This is a genomic window from Streptomyces sp. Xyl84, assembly GCF_059731885.1.
Window position 1 is genome coordinate 5,085,235 of record NZ_AP029182.1, and the last position, 16,114, is coordinate 5,101,348.

The following is a 16,114-nucleotide window of genomic DNA, read 5'->3' on the forward strand; positions in this document are numbered from 1 at the left end:
TGTGGCGGTGCCGTACCGGAGCATGATCCGGCACGGAGTGCCTAGGGGAGGGTAACGACCGTCGCGGCGTAGACGAGACCCGCCCCGAAGCCGATGACGAGCGCGGTGTCGCCGCTCTTCGCCTCGCCGGTCGCCAGGAGCCGCTCCATCGCGAGCGGGATCGAGGCGGCCGAGGTGTTGCCGGTGGTGCGGATGTCACGGGCGACCGTGACGTGCTCCGGCAGTTTCAGCGTCTTCACCATCGAGTCGATGATCCGCACGTTGGCCTGGTGCGGGATGAAGACGTCCAGGTCGTCCGGGCTGATCCCGGCCGCGTCCAGCGCCTGCTGGGCGACCTTCGCCATCTCGAACACGGCCCAGCGGAAGACCGCCTGGCCCTCCTGCGTGATCGCGGGGAACTTGACGTTGCCCTCGCTGTCCACGGGCAGCTCGGACACGTCGCCGATCCGGAACCGGTCCCAGGGGACGGTCTGCTTGATCGTCTCCGACTTGTCGCCCTCGGAGCCCCACACGGTCGGGCCGATCGCCGGCTCCCGCGAGGGGCCGACCACGACCGCGCCGGCGCCGTCACCGAACAGGAAGGCCGTCGCCCGGTCCTCCAGGTCGGTCAGGTCGCTCAGCCGCTCCACGCCGATGACGAGCACGTACTCGGCGGAACCTTCCACCACCATGCCCTTGGCGAGGGTGAGGCCGTAGCCGAAGCCCGCGCAGCCCGCCGAGATGTCGAACGCGGCGGCCTTGTCCGTGCCCAGCTTGTCGGCGATCTCGGTGGCGACGGCCGGGGTCTGGCTGAAGTGCGACACGGTGGAGACGACCACGGCGCCGATCTGCGCGGCGTCGATCCCGGCGTCCGCGATCGCCTTGCCCGCCGCCTCGATCGACATCGCCGCGACGGTCTCCTCGGGGCCCGCCCAGTGCCGGGTCTCGATGCCGGAGCGCGACCGGATCCACTCGTCGGACGAGTCGATCTTCTCGAGGATCACCTCGTTGGGCACCACCCGGGTGGGCCGGTAGCCGCCCACGCCGAGGATGCGCGCGTACGGGGCGCCCCTGCTCGGCTTGATCTTCGACATCGGCATGTTCGGTGGGCTCCTTCGGTCGTCAGGCGCTCGCGTGCTCGGTGATGAGCGCGCGGGCCGCGTCGAGGTCGTCGGGGGTCTTCAGCGCGAGCGTCTGGACGCCCGGAAGCGCCCGCTTGGCCAGACCGGTCAGGGTGCCGCCCGGGCACACCTCGATCAGTGCGGTGGCGCCCAGCTCCTTGAAGGTCTCCATGCACAGGTCCCAGCGGACCGGGTTGGCCACCTGGCCGACCAGCCGCTCCACGACCTCGGCGCCGCTCGTCACGGTCCGGCCGTCCTTGTTGGAGACGTAGGTGATCTTCGGGTCGCCCGGTTCGAGCGCCTTGGCGGCCTCGGCGAGCTTGTCGACCGCGGGAGCCATGTGGTGGGTGTGGAAGGCGCCGGCCACCTTCAGCGGGACGACCTTGCGCACGCCCTCCGGCTTGTCCTCGTTCAGTGCGGCGAGCTGCTCCATGGTGCCGGCGGCCACGATCTGGCCCGCACCGTTGACGTTCGCCGGGGTCAGGCCCAGCTTCTCCAGGTGCGCCACGGAGACCTCGGGGTCGCCGCCGAGCAGGGCCGACATGCCCGTCTCGGTGACGGCGGCGGCCTCGGCCATCGCCAGACCGCGGCGGCGCACCAGGGTCAGCGCGGCGGTGTCGCCCAGCACGCCCGCGAAGGCGGCGGCGGTGATCTCACCGACGCTGTGGCCGGCGACGGCATCGGGTGCCACGTCACCGAGCGCCGCGGCCGACAGGATCCCGGCGGCGACGAGCAGCGGCTGCGCGACCGCGGTGTCACGGATGGCGTCCGCGTCGGCCTGCGTCCCGTAGTGGACGAGGTCCAGGCCGATGGCGTCCGACCAGGCGGCCACACGATCGGCGGCACCGGGCAGTTCGAGCCAGGGGGTCAGGAAGCCGGGCGTCTGGGCGCCCTGGCCGGGAGCGACGAGTACGAGCACTCTCACACTCTCTCTTGGGGACGGGCACGGCCGCCCGTGGGGACAGGGACGAAGAACACGGAGGGGTTTTGTGGACCCCCGACAAAAAGCTAGGCCTGGGGATCTCCATCGGCCAGACGCCCCAGGATCAGCGCGATCCGCAGGGTGAACGCGGATCGTACATCGGAGGGCGACCACCCGGTGACGTCAGTCACACGTCGGAGCCGGTAGCGCACGGTGTTCGGGTGAACGAAGAGCATCCGGGCCGCGCCCTCCAGGCTGCTCGCCTGCTCCAGATAGACACTCAGCGTCTCCAGGAGCGCGGACCCGGCCTCCTCCAGCGGTCTGTAGATCTCCTCTACCAACTGGTCCCGCGCGCCCGGATCACCGGCGATGGCGCGCTCCGGCAGGAGATCGTCCGCGAGCACCGGGCGCGGCGCGTCCTGCCAGGCGTAACAGGCTTTCAGGCCCGCCGCGGCGGCCTGCGCGGAGCGGGTGGCGGCCAGCAGGTCGGGCACGATCGGCCCGGCCACCACCGGGCCCGCCGCGTACGGGCCGATCAGCGACTTGGCGACGGCCAGCGGATTGTCGTTGCCGCCCGCGATCACCACCAGCCGGTCCCCGAGGACCCCGGTGAGCACCTGGAGCTTGGCGTGCCGGGCGGCCCGCCGGATGGCCTCCACGGTCAGCTCGGAGTCCCCGTCGGGCGCGGTGCCCAGCACCACGCAGACGTGCTCGGGCGAGTTCCAGCCGAGGGCGGCGGCCCGGGACACGGCGCCCTCGTCGGCCTCCCCGCTCAGCACCGCGTTCACCACCAGCGACTCCAGCCGCGCGTCCCAGGCACCGCGTGCCTCGGCGGCCTGGGCGTAGACCTGCGCGGTGGCGAAGGCGATCTCCCGGGCGTACACGAGCAGCGCCTCGCGCAGCACGGACTCGTCGCCGGGCGCCGCCACCTCGTCGATGGCGGACTCCATGACCTCGATGGTGGTCCGCACCATCTCCACGGTCTGCCGCAGCGTGATCGCCCGCGTCAGCTCGCGCGGAGCCGTCCCGAACACGTCGGTGGAGATCGCCTGCGGGGCGTCCGGGCGCCGGAACCACTCGGTGAACGCGGCGATCCCCGCCTGGGCCACCAGCCCGATCCAGGACCGGTTCTCCGGAGGCATGGCCCGGTACCACGGCAGCGTCTCGTCCATCCGTGCGATCGCCTGCGCGGCGAGCGACCCGGAGGACTTCTCCAGCCGTTTCAGGGTCGCGGAGTGCGAAGGGGCGGGGCGGGCTGCGGCTTCGGGGCTGTGGGATTCGGGTTCGGGCACGGGACAAGACTGCCTTATCCGGACGTGCGTGCGTGCCGCGGGTCGGTCTGGGCGCCCGCACCCCGGCCGGCAGGGTCCCGGCCGGCCGTCGCGGGGCGGGCGGGAACCGGCCGGCAGGGCCTACGGTGGGGCCCGTGAGGATCGACGTACGACGCGCGGCGGACCGCTACCGGGGCGGCGAGGAGAGCGCCGGGATCACCACCCGGCACGCCTTCTCCTTCGGCCCCCACTACGACCCGGACAACCTCCGCTTCGGAGCCCTGATCGCCTGCAACGAGGAACACCTGGCCCCCGGCGCAGGGTTCGCCGAACACCCGCACAGCCACACGGAGATCGTCACGTGGGTGGTGGAGGGGGAACTGACCCACCAGGACTCCACGGGCCGGCGCACGGTGGTCCGCCCCGGCGACCTCCAGCACCTGTCGGCCGCGGCCGGCGTCCGCCACACCGAACGCAACGACGGCACCGCCCCCCTGACCTTCGTCCAGATGTGGCTGGCCCCGCGGGAGCCCGGCGGCGAGCCCCGCTACGAGGTGGTACGCGCCGTCGCGGACGCCACGCCGTACCCGGTCCCGGCGGCGGGAGCCGCCCTCCGTGTCCACCGCCCGGCGCCCGGCGGGCACACGGCCCTGCCGCCGGCCGCGTCCGTCCACGTCCACGTCGTACGCGGCGAAGTGGAGCTGGCCGGCGAGCGGTTGGGCCCGGGGGACGCGGCCCGGATCACGGCCGCGGACGGGGGCCTGGAAGCGGTGGCGGTGAGCGCGGCGGAGGTGCTGGTGTGGGAGATGGCGGCGGGGTAGGCGCGGACCGTCGGCCCCCGGCCGTGTCCAGGACGTCCGCCGCCGGAGGGCGGATCTCCAGCGGCTCGTCGAGGGCGCTGGAGGACAGCGCCCTCCCCGCCGACGACGGCCCACCGCGCATGCGCGTCCGTGTCCCCTCCCCTTCCCCCGGCGGCGCGGGGGTCAGGCCCCGCGCAGCTCCCTCAGCACCGCGTCCGTGAAGAGCGGCCACGCCTCGGTCGCCCACGGTCCGAAGGCGCGGTCGGTCAGGGCCACGCAGGCCGCGCCCGCGTCCGGGTCGGTCCACAGGAACGTACCGGACTGGCCGAAGTGGCCGAAGGTGCGCGGGGAGGAGGAAGTCCCCGTCCAGTGCGGGGACTTGGCGTCGCGGATCTCGAAGCCGAGGCCCCAGTCGTTGGGGTTCTGGTGGCCGTAGCCCGGCAGGACGCCCTTGGTGCCGGGGTACTGGACGGTCATCGCCTCGGCGACCGTGCGCGGGTCGAGCAGACGCGGGGCCTGGAGTTCGGCGGCGAAGCGGAGGAGGTCGTCGACGGTGGAGACGCCGTCCTTCGCGGGGGAGCCCTCCAGCGAGGTGTCCGCCATGCCCAGCGGCTCCAGCACCGCCTGGCGCAGGTACTCCGCGAAGGGGATGTCCGTCGCCTCGGCCACGTGGTCGCCGAGCTGCTCGAAACCGGCGTTGGAGTACAGCCGCCGCTCACCGGGCGGGGCCGTCACCCGGTGCTCGTCGAAGGCCAGGCCGGAGGTGTGGGCGAGGAGGTGGCGGACCGTGGCCCCGGGCGGGCCGGCCGGCTCGTCCAGCTCGACGGCGCCCTCCTCGTACGCGACCAGCACCGCGTAGGCCGCCAGCGGTTTGGTCACCGAGGCCAGCGGGAAGCGGTGCCCGGCCGGGCCGTGGGTGCCGGCGACCGTGCCGTCCGCGCGGACCACGCCCGCCGCGGCGGTGGGAACGGGCCAGTTCTCGATCGACGCCAGGCTGTTCAACGACATGGCCCGAGCCTACGACGAGGAGCGGGCCACGCCTCGGGTGGGGCGCCGGGCAGGGCCGGCGGCGACGCCGTGCCCGGCCCGGCGGTGCCGCCGGCCGCAAGCCCTCAGAGCCGCAGCTCCAGCAGCGGGTCCGGCTTCGGGAGGAAACCGAGCGAGGCGTACAGCGGCGCGGCCTCCGCGGACGCGGTGAGCTGGATCCGCAGCGCGCCGCGCGCACGGAACCACTCCAGGAGCGTCTCCATGCACGCGCGCGCGTACCCGCGCCTGCGGGCGGTGGGGTCGGTGGCGACGCTGAAGACGAAGCCGACCGCGCCGGTGGGGTTGCCGGCCCTTCCGATCCGGTACTCGATCGTTCCGGCCACCAGCGCCGCGAGCGTCCCCGGCCGCTCGGGGTGGTCGATGACGAAGGCCGCGAAGTCGCCCTCCGTGTCACCCAGGCGTGAGCGCAGTATGGGCAGCGACTCCGTGTGCCAGCCGGTGGACCGGTCGGCCTGGAACAGCGAGTCGATCATCACCTGGCGCAGGCGCAGCACTTCCTCGGCGTCCGCGGGTTCGGCACGTCGTACGAGACTCATGACTCCGCACGCTAGCCACCGCGGCCGCGCCGTGTCCTGCGCTTTCTCCACGGAGTTGACGGGTTCTCCTTGCCTGGAGTGCACTCGAAGGTCATAGCGTGGAGGGCATGACGGTGACGCAGACCACGGCCGTGGACATCCGGGACGCGCAGGAGCCCGAGAACGTGCCCGCGAGCGCGCTCAGCCGCGCCGACCTCTGCTCCGGCCCGCCCCGGCGGCATCCGCGCCCCGACGGACAGGACAGCTACACGATCAGCGAGGTCGTCGCCTTCACCGGGCTGACGGCCCACACGCTGCGCTGGTACGAGCGGATCGGACTGATGGCGCACGTCGACCGCTCGCACACCGGGCAGCGCCGCTACAGCAACCGCGACCTGGACTGGCTCGACCTGGTCGGCAAGCTGCGGCTGACCGGCATGCCGGTGGCCGACATGGTCAGGTACGCGGAGCTGGTGCGCGAGGGCGAGAGCACGTACGGGGAGCGGTTCGAGCTGCTGGAGGCGACCCGCCGGGACGTCCTGGCCCGGATCGCCGAACTCCAGGACACCCTCTCCGTGCTGGACCGCAAGATCATGTTCTATGGCGAGGCCGGGAGCCGGGCGCGCTGAGCAGGCGGGTTCCCTGAGCGGGCGGGCCCGCTGAGCGCGCCGGCCCGTCTCCCGGGCCCACCGGCGGCGCCGGGGCGTTCACAGCTCGGCGAGCAGTTCCGCCTTCTTCACCGAGAACTCCTCGTCCGTCACCAGCCCCGCCTGGTGCAGTTCCCCCAGGTGGCGGATCCGCTCGGCGATGTCGGCGGGGTCGCGGCGGCCCGCCGTGAGCGACATCGCCGGGGCGGGCGCGGCCACGCGCACCGCCGCCAGCACCGCCGCCGCGAACGGCAGCGATTCGTGCACCGGCCCGTACCCGAGCCCGAAGACGACCGCGGCCGGGTCCTGGTCCGGCTGCGGCGCCGGTGCGCCGTCCGCCTCGCGCGGCAGCAGCCGCAGGTGCCCCTCGAGCACCTCCGGCGAGCGCCACTGGACCCCGCCCAGCTCGTCGACGGGGAAGCTCTGGTCGCCGGCCTTCCACTTCGTCGACGACGCGCCCGTCCACGACCAGCGGAACCGGACCGCGCCGCCGTCGAAGGACGCCTTGCCGTCGTACGCCTTGAACTGCAGCGGCGGCTCGGGCGCGGCCACCAGGTGGCGGTCGGCCGGGCCGCTGTCGCCGAGCCGGGCGCGCAGTTCGCCGGCGTAGTGCCCGGCGAGCGCCTCGTGTTCGGCGGGCAGCACCAGCCGGTAGGGGTCGCTGCCCTCCTTGAGCTGGCCGTCGGCCGCGTCCATCAGCGGGTCGGCGCCCGGCCGCGGCTCGGCGCGCAGGACCACGGTCCCGCGCCGGCCCGGCGTGAGCGTCACCGACGCGAGCGCGGCCAGCGGAACGCGGCGCTCGCCGAGCGCCTGGAAGAGCTTCGGTGTCCGTATCCCCCGTTCGTAGCGGATGAGCACGGAATCGGACTCGAACTCCCAGGCAGCGTGAAATCCGGTCAGTACGTCACCCATGCGGCTCATCGTAGGGGGCACGAGCTGCTTCGTCCCTCCCCGCGCAGAGCGCACTTCCTGCTGTCTCTACGCGCGTCCGGCCGTCGTCGTGGCGGGCAGACCCGCCCGGCAACCGTCATTGTCATGGGCGCACTGCACCGACCCGTACGCCCCCACACCGATGTCGGCGAGGTTGACGAGGCTGTCGGTGCCCGGCTCGAAGTAGCCGGCGTGGCCCTGGGCCGCCTCGGCCGACACCACCCGGGCGCCGAACGCCGGGGAGACCGGGTCGGCACCGTGGCCGAGGCCGCCGAGTTCCAGGTAGGGCACGTCCCGGATCCAGTCGGTGGCGTCCCGCATCGCCCACACGTTCGCCGAGGTCCGCAGGCGGGAGGCGCTCGCCGCGCGCATGCCGGGGCTCGCGGCGACCGCCAGGTCGGAGACCCGGCCGGGCAGGGCGCGCGCGGCGACGCCGCAGAGCACCGAGCCGTAGCTGTGGCAGAACAGGGCCACGGGCGAGGTGCCGGGCAGCCCGCGCAGCAGCCCGTTCAGCCGGACGGCGCCCTCCTCGGCGCGCATCGCCGTGGCCGCGTCCACGCCGATCCCGCTGGGCGCGGTGTAGTCGGCCCAGGCGATCACGGCCGTCCGGGTGCCGGGGGCGGCGGTGCGCTCGGCGGCGAACAGCGACTGCGCCATGCCGTACGGCGCCGAGTACGGGCGGTAGGTCTTGCGGAACGTGACCAGGTCGGTGTCGACGCCGGGGACGACGACGGAGATCCGCTGGGCCCGGGGCAGGTCCCCGAAGACCTCGGCGATGCGGCCGGAGCCGGCCGGGTCGAAGGCGAGGATCTGGCGGCCCGGCGTCATCAGGTTGCCGAAGCGGTGCATCCGCAGGCCGGCGGCCTGCTGTCCGGCGGGGGAGAGCCTGCTGTCGTGCGTGCGCTCCCGCTCGGCGTCGCGTGCCTGGCCGAGCGCGATGCGGTTGGCCAGGTAGCGCAGCGGGACCGGGGCGCCGTTCATGTTGCCGACCGCGAGCGGGTAGCGGTGGGCGAGCCGGGCGCGGTCCTGGGCGGTGAGCGAGGCGAAGAAGCGGGTCAGCCGGGCGGGGCCGGCGTCCGGGTCGGGCAGCCGGTGCCCGTGCAGCCGGCCGGAGTCCCAGGCGGTCAGGGAGGCCTGGAGGGCGGTGGTCCCGCGGTGGTGGCGCACGGCGGTCCAGCCGGTGGTCGCCAGCATCACGAAGACGACGGCCAGCGCGAGCAGCGCGCGCCAGACGTTGAGCTGCGGGGAGGTCTCGAAGGAAGTCACTGGGAGGACACACTAGGAGAACGAGGCGGTCTCGCGTTAACCGAGTGATGGGGATCACGTTTCGCGTGGCGTGACGAAGTTCTCCGACCGTACACACGTTCAAGATCGGTGGTGGGTACGGAAGTTCATGATCCGGCGCTCAAGTGCCGCAGGGCCGTGCGCCGGTGGTACGCCAGTTCCCGGCCAGCGCCGGTCCCACCTGATCGAGGTACGCGGCGGTGAGCGCGCGGATCGCCTCCAGGCTGAGGTCCGGGCCCGTGCTCCACTGACGGCCCGTCACCCGCATCGCGCCGCCGAAGACGGCCACCAGCAGTCGCGGGCGCGGGTCGGCGTCCACGTCGAGCCCCTCGCGGGCGGCGAGCAGCCGGGCGATCTGCTCCTCGGTCTCCACCGAACGGCGCAGGTGGGAGGCGAGCAGGGCGGGGGTCGACTCGATCACCTGGAACATGCGCAGGTACAGCGCGACGGGGACGACGCTCAGCACGGCGTCGCTGATGGTGTCCCAGCCCTCCAGGACCGCGCGGCGCAGCGCCTCCAGCGGGGCCTCCTGGGGCGGACGGGCGCGCAGCGACTCGACGAAGTGCGCCTCGACCATGTCCTGCACGGCGAAGGCGGCCTCCTCCTTGCCGGGGAAGTAGCGGAAGAAGGTGCGCTGGGAGACGCCGACGGCCTCGGCGATGTCGTCCACGGTCGTGCGCTCGTAGCCGACGGTGGTGAACAGCTCCAGCGCGGCCCGCAGCAGGGCGTCCCGGGTGCGTTGCTTCTTGCGCTCGCGCAGCCCCGGGCGCGGTGCCGTCTCGGCGGAACCCGCCGTCTCCATGTACCTCTCCGGACCTCTCCAGCGAACTGTTTCCCCAGTTCAGCCTATAGGAGGGTGACATGTCAGTTACCGACTTGTGAATTGGTTTGTCATTTGTCAGCGGCTGACATTAGCCTCGAATGTATGACTAGTCAGACCACCGTCAACACGACAGGGCCGGGGGACAAGGCGTCAGCCCTGTCGGACCCCGCACCGGCCAAGGGGATGCGCGGACACCCGTGGTTCACGCTGATCACCGTCGCCGTAGGGGTCATGATGGTGGCCCTCGACGGGACCATCGTGGCCATCGCCAACCCGGCCATCCAGAAGGACCTGAAGGCCAGCTTCGCCGACGTCCAGTGGATCACCAACGGTTACTTCCTCGCGCTCGCGGTCTCGCTGATCACCGCGGGCAAGCTCGGTGACCGCTTCGGGCACCGCCAGACCTTCCTGATCGGCGTGACCGGCTTCGCCGCCGCCTCCGGCGCCATCGGCCTGTCCGACAGCATCGCCATGGTCGTCACCTTCCGCGTCTTCCAGGGACTGTTCGGCGCGCTGCTGATGCCGGCCGCGCTCGGCCTGCTGCGGGCCACCTTCCCGGCCGAGAAGCTCAACATGGCCATCGGCATCTGGGGCATGGTCATCGGTGCCTCCACCGCGGGCGGCCCGATCCTCGGCGGCGTCCTCGTCGAGCACGTCAACTGGCAGTCGGTGTTCTTCATCAACGTGCCGGTCGGCGCCCTCGCCCTCGTCCTGGGCACGCTGATCCTGCTCGACCACCGCGCCGAGAACGCGCCGCGCTCCTTCGACATCCTCGGCATCGTGCTGCTCTCCGCCGCGATGTTCTGCCTGGTGTGGGCGCTCATCAAGGCTCCCGCCTGGGGCTGGGGCGACGGCAAGACGTGGGCGTTCCTCGCCGGGTCCGTCCTCGGCTTCGCGCTCTTCGCCGTCTGGGAGACGAAGGTCAAGGAACCGCTGATCCCCCTCGGCCTCTTCCGTTCGGTGCCGCTGTCCGCGGGCGTCGTGCTGATGGTCCTCATGGCCATCGCGTTCCTCGGCGGCCTGTTCTTCGTCACCTTCTACCTGCAGAACGTGCACGGGCTGAGCCCGATCAGCGCCGGCCTGCACCTGCTGCCGCTCACCGGCATGATGATCGTCGGCTCGCCGCTCGCGGGCGCGATGATCACCAAGGCGGGCCCGCGCATCCCGCTGGCCGGCGGCATGGCTCTGACCGCCGTCGCCATGTTCGGCATGTCCACCCTGGACACGGGCACGGGCAGCGCCACCATGTCGCTCTGGTTCGCCCTGCTCGGCCTCGGCCTCGCCCCCGTCATGGTGGGCGCCACCGAGGTCATCGTCGGCAACGCGCCCATGGAGCTGTCCGGCGTGGCGGGCGGTCTCCAGCAGGCCGCCATGCAGATCGGCGGCAGCCTCGGTACGGCCGTGCTGGGTGCCGTGATGGCCTCCAAGGTCGACAACGACCTCGCCGGCAACTGGAAGGACGCCGGTCTCCCGCCGCTGACCGCCGCCCAGTCGGCCCAGGCCTCCGAGGCGGTGCAGGTCGGCGTCGCGCCGGTGCCGAAGGGCGTTCCGGCGGAGGTCGCCGCGAAGATCACCTCCGTCGCGCACGACACGTTCATCTCCGGCATGAGCCTCGCTTCGCTGGTCGCCGCCGGTGTCGCGGTGGTGGCCGTCCTGGTGGCCCTGCTCACCAAGCGCGGGGCCAACGCCGAGGCGGGCGCGGGCGTCGGGCACATCTGACCGGCGCGGTCCGGGGGTGCGGCCGAGGCGGCGCGGGCCGGTGCGGTTCCCCTATCAGGGTGACCGCACCCCGGAAGCGTCGCCTCCGGTCCGCGCCGCAGGTGACAGTGGGTCAAGTCCTCCGCAGGGGAACGGAGGCGACGGCCGCGGCGCGCTGCTGGAGGGGGGCAGCGCGCCGGGCGGCCCGCCGCGGACGGCGGTGCGATAGTCCGCCCGGACCCGGGTACCCGCAGGGATGAACCCCGATGGAACTCCAACCCGACCCGGGGTTCAGGGAGTTGATGATGGCGGGCTTCGGACACGGAACGCGCGGGTACCCCCGTTCACGGGGCCGGATGGGGCACGGGTGGGGGTCCCCCCTGTTCGAGCGGAGCCGAGAACTTGGGGGAGGGCCGGACCGCGCGACGCTCGGAATCATCGGAACCGTCTGCGCGGTCGCGGGCTTCTTCGCCCTGGGCATCGTGCTCGGCCCGGTGGCGGTGGTCTGCGGCTGGCTGGCCATGGGCCGCAGCTGGGCGGGCGCGAGCCGCTCGGTCCCGGCGCTGGTCGCCGTGGCACTCGGCGCCGTCGACACGCTCCTGGCCCTGGTCGCGCTCGCCGGAGCGGCGACCTGGGGCCACGGCGTGCTCTGACCCGGCCGGCCGGTCCCCGCGCGCATCGGGTGAACACCGCGGGGGCGGTGGAGCGACAGCTCCACCGCCCCCGCTGCGCTGCCGGTGCCCCTACGCGTCGCCCCCGGCCGCTCCGGGATCCGCTGCCGTGACCTCCAGCAGCCGGTAGCGGTCGACGGCCTGCTTGAGGGCCGAGCGGTCCACCTTGCCCGCACGGGCCAGTTCGGTCAGTACGGCCACCACGACCGACTGGGCGTCGATGTGGAAGAACCGCCGGGCCGCCCCCCGGGTGTCGGCGAAGCCGAAGCCGTCGGCGCCCAGCGACTGGTACGGGCCCGGCACCCAGCGCGCGATCTGGTCCGGCACCGACCGCATCCAGTCCGAGACGGCCACGAACGGCCCCTGCGCGCCGCTCAGCTTCCGCGTCACCCACGGCACCCGCTGCTCCTCCTCGGGGTGCAGCAGGTTGTGCTCCTCGCAGGCCACGGCCTCGCGTCGCAGCTCGTTCCAGGAGGTGGCGGACCAGACGTCCGCCTTGACGTTCCACTCCTCGGCGAGGATCTTCTGCGCTTCCAGCGCCCAGGGCACGGCCACGCCCGAGGCCATGATCTGGGCCGGGATCTCGCCGCCGGTGCCCTCGCTGATCCGGTGGACGCCCTTGAGGATGCCCTCGACGTCCACGTCCTGCGGCTCGGCCGGCTGACGGATCGGCTCGTTGTAGACGGTGAGGTAGTAGAAGACGTCCTCGCCGTGCGGGTGCTGCTCGTCACCGCCGTACATCCGGCGCAGGCCGTCCTGCACGATGTGCGCGATCTCGTACCCGTACGCCGGGTCGTAGGCCACGCACGCCGGGTTGGTGGAGGCCAGCAGCTGCGAGTGGCCGTCCGCGTGCTGGAGGCCCTCGCCGGTCAGGGTCGTGCGCCCGGCGGTCGCGCCCAGGACGAAACCGCGCGCCAGCTGGTCGGCCATCTGCCAGAACTGGTCGCCGGTGCGCTGGAAACCGAACATCGAGTAGAAGACGTAGACGGGGATCAGCGGCTCGCCGTGCGTGGCGTACGCCGAACCGGCCGCGATGGCGGAGGCCGTGCAGCCCGCCTCGGAGATGCCGTCGTGCAGCATCTGCCCGGTCGGCGACTCCTTGTAGGCGAGCAGCAGATCGCGGTCGACGGACTCGTACTGCTGGCCGAGCGGGTTGTAGATCTTCGCGCTCGGGAAGAACGAGTCCATGCCGAACGTGCGGTACTCGTCCGGCGCGATCAGCACGAACCGGCGGCCGATCTCCTTGTCCCGCATGAGGTCCTTCAGGAGCCGCACGAAGGCCATGGTGGTGGCGATCGACTGCTGGCCCGAACCCTTCTTCACGGACGCGTACGCCTTGTCGTCGGGCAGCGCGAGCGGCTTCGCGCGCACGATCCGGGTCGGGACGTAGCCGCCGCAGCCCTTGCGGCGGTCGTGCATGTACTGGATCTCGTCCGAGTCGCGGCCCGGGTGGTAGTACGGCGGCGCGCCCGACTCCAGCTCCTTGTCGGAGATCGGCAGGTGCAGGCGGTCCCGGAAGCGCTTGAGGTCGTCGACCGTGAGCTTCTTCATCTGGTGCGTGGCGTTGCGGCCCTCGAAGTTGGGGCCCAGTGTCCAGCCCTTGACCGTCTTGGCCAGGATCACCGTCGGCTGGCCCTTGTGGTCCAGGGCCGCCTTGTACGCCGCGTAGATCTTCCGGTGGTCGTGACCGCCGCGGCCCAGGTGCAGGATCTGCTGGTCGGTCATGTTCTCGACCATCTGGCGCAGCCGGTGGTCGTCGCCGAAGAAGTGCTCGCGGATGTAGGCGCCGGACTCGGTGGCGTACGTCTGGAACGCGCCGTCCGGCGTGGTGTTCATCTTGTTGACCAGCACGCCGTCGCGGTCCTGGGCGAGCAGCGGGTCCCAGGTGCGGTCCCAGATGAGTTTGATCACGTTCCAGCCGGCGCCGCGGAAGACGGACTCCAGCTCCTGGATGATCTTGCCGTTGCCGCGCACCGGGCCGTCCAGGCGCTGGAGGTTGCAGTTGACCACGAAGGTCAGGTTGTCCAGGCCCTCGCGGGCGGCGATGGACAGCTGGCCGAGCGACTCCGGCTCGTCCATCTCGCCGTCGCCCAGGAACGCCCACACGTGCGAGCCGGAGGTGTCCGCGATGCCGCGCGCCTGCATGTACCGGTTCATCCGGGCCTGGAAGATCGCCCCGATCGGGCCGAGGCCCATGGAGACCGTGGGGAACTCCCAGAAGTCCGGCATGGAGCGCGGGTGCGGGTAGCTGGAGAGGGCGTACGGGGCCTTGGACTTCTCCTGGCGGAAGCCGTCCAGGTGCTGTTCGCCGAGCCGGTCCAGCAGGTACGCGCGCGCGTAGATGCCCGGTGAGGCGTGGCCCTGGAAGAAGACCTGGTCGCCGCCGCGGCCGTCGTCCTTGCCGCGGAAGAAGTGGTTGAAGCCGACGTCGTAGAGCGAGGCGGAGGAGGCGAAGGTCGCGATGTGGCCGCCGACGCCGATGCCGGGGCGCTGGGCGCGGGAGACCATCACCGCGGCGTTCCAGCGGGTGGCGTTGAGGATCTTGCGCTCGATCTCCTCGTTGCCCGGGAAGAACGGCTCGCTCTTGGTGGGGATCGTGTTGACGTAGTCCGAGCTGCGCATCTCCGGCACGGCCACGCGCCGCTCACGCGCGCGTTCGATCAGCCGGAGCATGAGGTAGCGGGCCCGTTCGCGGCCCCGCTCGTCGACGGCGGCGTCGAGCGAGTCGAGCCACTCCTGGGTCTCCTCGGGATCGAAGTCAGGAACCTGACTCGGAAGGCCGCCAATGATGATCGGGTTTCGATCGGATCCGGAAGCCACGCTGTTCCTTACCTGTCAGAGGGATGACATGTCTCGGGCGTTCTGGGGCTTTTCCTGCTGATTTCCTGGGTTTTGCGTCGGTCTGCCAGTGTGTGCCTGCACCGTTCCCCATCGTGTACCTCGGGTGAGGCAAACGTCATCTTTACTCACCGGTAACAGGGGTTGCGGGCGTCCCCGGACCCCGATTCGGGGGTCCCCTTCCTGATCTCCTGCCGGGAGAGGGTTCCCAAACACGCAAAAGCGGGCAGAAGGGTGTGGTGTGTGTCACCGCTGATCGCGATACCGTGTCAGGAGTTGCGGCGACACAGCCGGGAACGTCACCGTTTCGGCGGTCCGGACCGCCGGGTACTTGCGCGATCCGGCCCGCCCGTGTGGACTACGGCCAACGCTTCGCGCACGCGCGGGGCTGAAGACCCAATCGCAACACCATCAGGAGGCAACCCGTGAGCGCGACCGCGGACCACGCGGAGGAGCGGACTAACCCGGCCGCCAGGCTGGGTTTCCAGCCCGGGCAGGTGGTCCAGGAGATCGGCTACGACGAAGACGTCGACCAGGAGCTCCGCGAGTCCATCGAGGAAGTCATCGGCAGCGAACTCGTCGACGAGGACTACGACGACGTGGCCGACGCCGCGGTGCTCTGGTTCCGCGACGAGGACGGCGACCTGACGGACGCGCTGGTCGACGCCCTCGGGTTCCTCGAGGAGGGCGGCGTGATCCTGCTCCTGACGCCGAAGACCGGCCGGGACGGGTACGTCGAGCCCAGTGACATCGGCGAGGCCGCGACGACGGCCGGCCTGTCGCAGACCAAGAGCGTCAGCGTCGGCAAGGACTGGAACGGCACCAGGCTGCTGCCGCCCAAGGCCGCCAAGCCGAAGAAGTAGCCCTCGCCCGCCCGCCCCGGACCCCGTGTCCGGGGCCCGGGCGTGCCCCCGGACGGGCCGGCTACGTGTCGGTCCGTCCGCAGGCCCGCGGTGGTCGCTGCGTAGGGTGGTCTCACCCGAACAGTCCCACCGAAGGGAAGCAGCACGATGGCGATCCAGGTCGGCGACAAGGCACCCGACTTCGAGCTGAAGGACAACCACGGCCGCACCGTGCGGCTGTCCGACTTCCGCGGCGAGAAGAACGTGGTGCTGCTCTTCTACCCCTTCGCCTTCACCGGCGTGTGCACCGGCGAGCTGTGCGCGCTGCGCGACAACCTGCCGAAGTTCGTCAACGACGACACCCAGCTGCTCGCCGTCTCCAACGACTCCATCCACACCCTGCGTGTCTTCGCCGAGCAGGAGGGCCTGGAGTACCCGCTGCTCAGCGACTTCTGGCCGCACGGCGACACCTCGCGCGCCTACGGCGTCTTCGACGAGGACAAGGGCTGCGCCGTGCGCGGGACCTTCATCGTCGACAAGGAGGGCGTCGTGCGGTGGACCGTGGTCAACGGGCTGCCGGACGCGCGCGACCTGAACGAGTACGTGAAGGCGCTCGGCACTCTGTGAGGCGACCTGTGCGCCGGCCCGGGTTCGGGAGACCCGACACCTGGGAATCTTCGGCCACAGGGCCTGCGTGGGTCGGGAACCCGTCACTAGGATCGACAC

At 72.0% G+C, this 16,114-nt stretch carries 15 protein-coding genes; 6 read left to right on the forward strand and 9 right to left on the reverse strand.

Annotation, left to right across the window (positions count from 1 at the left end):
* Nucleotides 1–41 precede the first annotated feature (41 nt).
* The 3 genes from AC6I72_RS22050 to fasR all read right to left on the reverse strand — a co-directional run bounded on the left by AC6I72_RS22050 (nt 42) and on the right by fasR (nt 3,314).
* Nucleotides 42–1,073 (reverse strand): ketoacyl-ACP synthase III, encoded by a 1,032-nt coding sequence (locus tag AC6I72_RS22050; protein WP_498004772.1) that lies wholly within the window; start codon nt 1,071–1,073, stop codon nt 42–44.
* Nucleotides 1,074–1,101: 28 nt separating this feature from the next.
* Nucleotides 1,102–2,019 (reverse strand): ACP S-malonyltransferase, encoded by a 918-nt coding sequence (locus AC6I72_RS22055; RefSeq protein WP_366728668.1) that lies wholly within the window; start codon nt 2,017–2,019, stop codon nt 1,102–1,104.
* Between the two features lie 89 nt (nt 2,020–2,108).
* Nucleotides 2,109–3,314, reverse strand: coding sequence for a fatty acid biosynthesis transcriptional regulator FasR (gene fasR / locus AC6I72_RS22060; protein WP_498002862.1), 1,206 nt, complete (start codon nt 3,312–3,314; stop codon nt 2,109–2,111).
* 140 nt (nt 3,315–3,454) lie between these two features.
* Here fasR and AC6I72_RS22065 point away from each other — a divergent pair, with 140 nt between their 5' ends.
* Complete coding sequence (locus AC6I72_RS22065; RefSeq protein WP_498004773.1) at nt 3,455–4,114, forward strand: pirin family protein; 660 nt, start codon at nt 3,455–3,457, stop codon at nt 4,112–4,114.
* Between the two features lie 162 nt (nt 4,115–4,276).
* Here the strand turns inward: AC6I72_RS22065 and AC6I72_RS22070 are convergent, their stop codons facing one another.
* Together AC6I72_RS22070 and AC6I72_RS22075 are read right to left on the reverse strand one after the other, a co-directional pair.
* Nucleotides 4,277–5,101: a serine hydrolase domain-containing protein gene (locus AC6I72_RS22070; RefSeq protein WP_498002864.1), complete on the reverse strand. Its 825-nt coding sequence runs from the start codon at nt 5,099–5,101 to the stop codon at nt 4,277–4,279.
* A gap of 104 nt (nt 5,102–5,205) precedes the next feature.
* Nucleotides 5,206–5,676 (reverse strand): GNAT family N-acetyltransferase, encoded by a 471-nt coding sequence (locus AC6I72_RS22075; RefSeq protein ID WP_498002866.1) that lies wholly within the window; start codon nt 5,674–5,676, stop codon nt 5,206–5,208.
* A gap of 107 nt (nt 5,677–5,783) precedes the next feature.
* Here AC6I72_RS22075 and AC6I72_RS22080 point away from each other — a divergent pair, with 107 nt between their 5' ends.
* Nucleotides 5,784–6,284 carry a MerR family transcriptional regulator gene (locus tag AC6I72_RS22080; protein ID WP_498002867.1) on the forward strand — a complete coding sequence of 167 codons (501 nt, stop codon included), beginning with the start codon at nt 5,784–5,786 and terminating at the stop codon, nt 6,282–6,284.
* A 78-nt stretch (nt 6,285–6,362) separates the two neighbouring features.
* Here the strand turns inward: AC6I72_RS22080 and AC6I72_RS22085 are convergent, their stop codons facing one another.
* The 3 genes from AC6I72_RS22085 to AC6I72_RS22095 form a co-directional block, all read right to left on the reverse strand.
* Nucleotides 6,363–7,214, reverse strand: a complete 852-nt coding sequence (locus AC6I72_RS22085; RefSeq protein WP_498002868.1) for a DUF4429 domain-containing protein — start codon at nt 7,212–7,214, stop codon at nt 6,363–6,365.
* 66 nt (nt 7,215–7,280) lie between these two features.
* Nucleotides 7,281–8,498: an alpha/beta hydrolase gene (locus AC6I72_RS22090; RefSeq protein WP_498002870.1), complete on the reverse strand. Its 1,218-nt coding sequence runs from the start codon at nt 8,496–8,498 to the stop codon at nt 7,281–7,283.
* Between the two features lie 139 nt (nt 8,499–8,637).
* Nucleotides 8,638–9,318, reverse strand: coding sequence for a TetR family transcriptional regulator (locus AC6I72_RS22095; protein ID WP_498002871.1), 681 nt, complete (start codon nt 9,316–9,318; stop codon nt 8,638–8,640).
* Between the two features lie 204 nt (nt 9,319–9,522).
* Here AC6I72_RS22095 and AC6I72_RS22100 point away from each other — a divergent pair, with 204 nt between their 5' ends.
* Together AC6I72_RS22100 and AC6I72_RS22105 are read left to right on the forward strand one after the other, a co-directional pair.
* Nucleotides 9,523–11,058: a DHA2 family efflux MFS transporter permease subunit gene (locus tag AC6I72_RS22100; protein WP_498004774.1), complete on the forward strand. Its 1,536-nt coding sequence runs from the start codon at nt 9,523–9,525 to the stop codon at nt 11,056–11,058.
* Between the two features lie 284 nt (nt 11,059–11,342).
* Nucleotides 11,343–11,690 (forward strand): small hydrophobic protein, encoded by a 348-nt coding sequence (locus tag AC6I72_RS22105; protein WP_498004775.1) that lies wholly within the window; start codon nt 11,343–11,345, stop codon nt 11,688–11,690.
* A 90-nt stretch (nt 11,691–11,780) separates the two neighbouring features.
* Here AC6I72_RS22105 and aceE read toward each other — a convergent pair whose 3' ends face one another.
* A complete protein-coding gene (gene aceE, locus AC6I72_RS22110; RefSeq protein ID WP_498002873.1) occupies nt 11,781–14,528 on the reverse strand; it encodes a pyruvate dehydrogenase (acetyl-transferring), homodimeric type in 2,748 nt (915 codons plus the stop codon).
* 443 nt (nt 14,529–14,971) lie between these two features.
* Between aceE and AC6I72_RS22115 the strand changes: the two genes are divergently transcribed.
* Together AC6I72_RS22115 and AC6I72_RS22120 are read left to right on the forward strand one after the other, a co-directional pair.
* Entirely contained in the window at nt 14,972–15,409 is a 438-nt protein-coding gene (locus AC6I72_RS22115; RefSeq protein ID WP_498002875.1) for a DUF3052 domain-containing protein, read from the forward strand.
* 147 nt (nt 15,410–15,556) lie between these two features.
* Nucleotides 15,557–16,015, forward strand: coding sequence for a peroxiredoxin (locus tag AC6I72_RS22120; protein WP_498002876.1), 459 nt, complete (start codon nt 15,557–15,559; stop codon nt 16,013–16,015).
* Nucleotides 16,016–16,114 lie beyond the last annotated feature (99 nt).

What these genes read in the sequence shown, in the direction of transcription:
- AC6I72_RS22075 (WP_498002866.1), bottom strand. Translation starts at nt 5,676, where the DNA reads ATGAGTCTCGTACGACGTGCCGAACCCGCGGACGCCGAGGAAGTGCTG.
- AC6I72_RS22085 (WP_498002868.1), bottom strand. Translation starts at nt 7,214, where the DNA reads ATGGGTGACGTACTGACCGGATTTCACGCTGCCTGGGAGTTCGAGTCC.
- AC6I72_RS22120 (WP_498002876.1), top strand. Translation starts at nt 15,557, where the DNA reads ATGGCGATCCAGGTCGGCGACAAGGCACCCGACTTCGAGCTGAAGGAC.
- AC6I72_RS22105 (WP_498004775.1), top strand. Translation starts at nt 11,343, where the DNA reads ATGGCGGGCTTCGGACACGGAACGCGCGGGTACCCCCGTTCACGGGGC.
- AC6I72_RS22100 (WP_498004774.1), top strand. Translation starts at nt 9,523, where the DNA reads ATGCGCGGACACCCGTGGTTCACGCTGATCACCGTCGCCGTAGGGGTC.
- AC6I72_RS22070 (WP_498002864.1), bottom strand. Translation starts at nt 5,101, where the DNA reads ATGTCGTTGAACAGCCTGGCGTCGATCGAGAACTGGCCCGTTCCCACC.
- AC6I72_RS22095 (WP_498002871.1), bottom strand. Translation starts at nt 9,318, where the DNA reads ATGGAGACGGCGGGTTCCGCCGAGACGGCACCGCGCCCGGGGCTGCGC.
- AC6I72_RS22080 (WP_498002867.1), top strand. Translation starts at nt 5,784, where the DNA reads ATGACGGTGACGCAGACCACGGCCGTGGACATCCGGGACGCGCAGGAG.
- AC6I72_RS22050 (WP_498004772.1), bottom strand. Translation starts at nt 1,073, where the DNA reads ATGTCGAAGATCAAGCCGAGCAGGGGCGCCCCGTACGCGCGCATCCTC.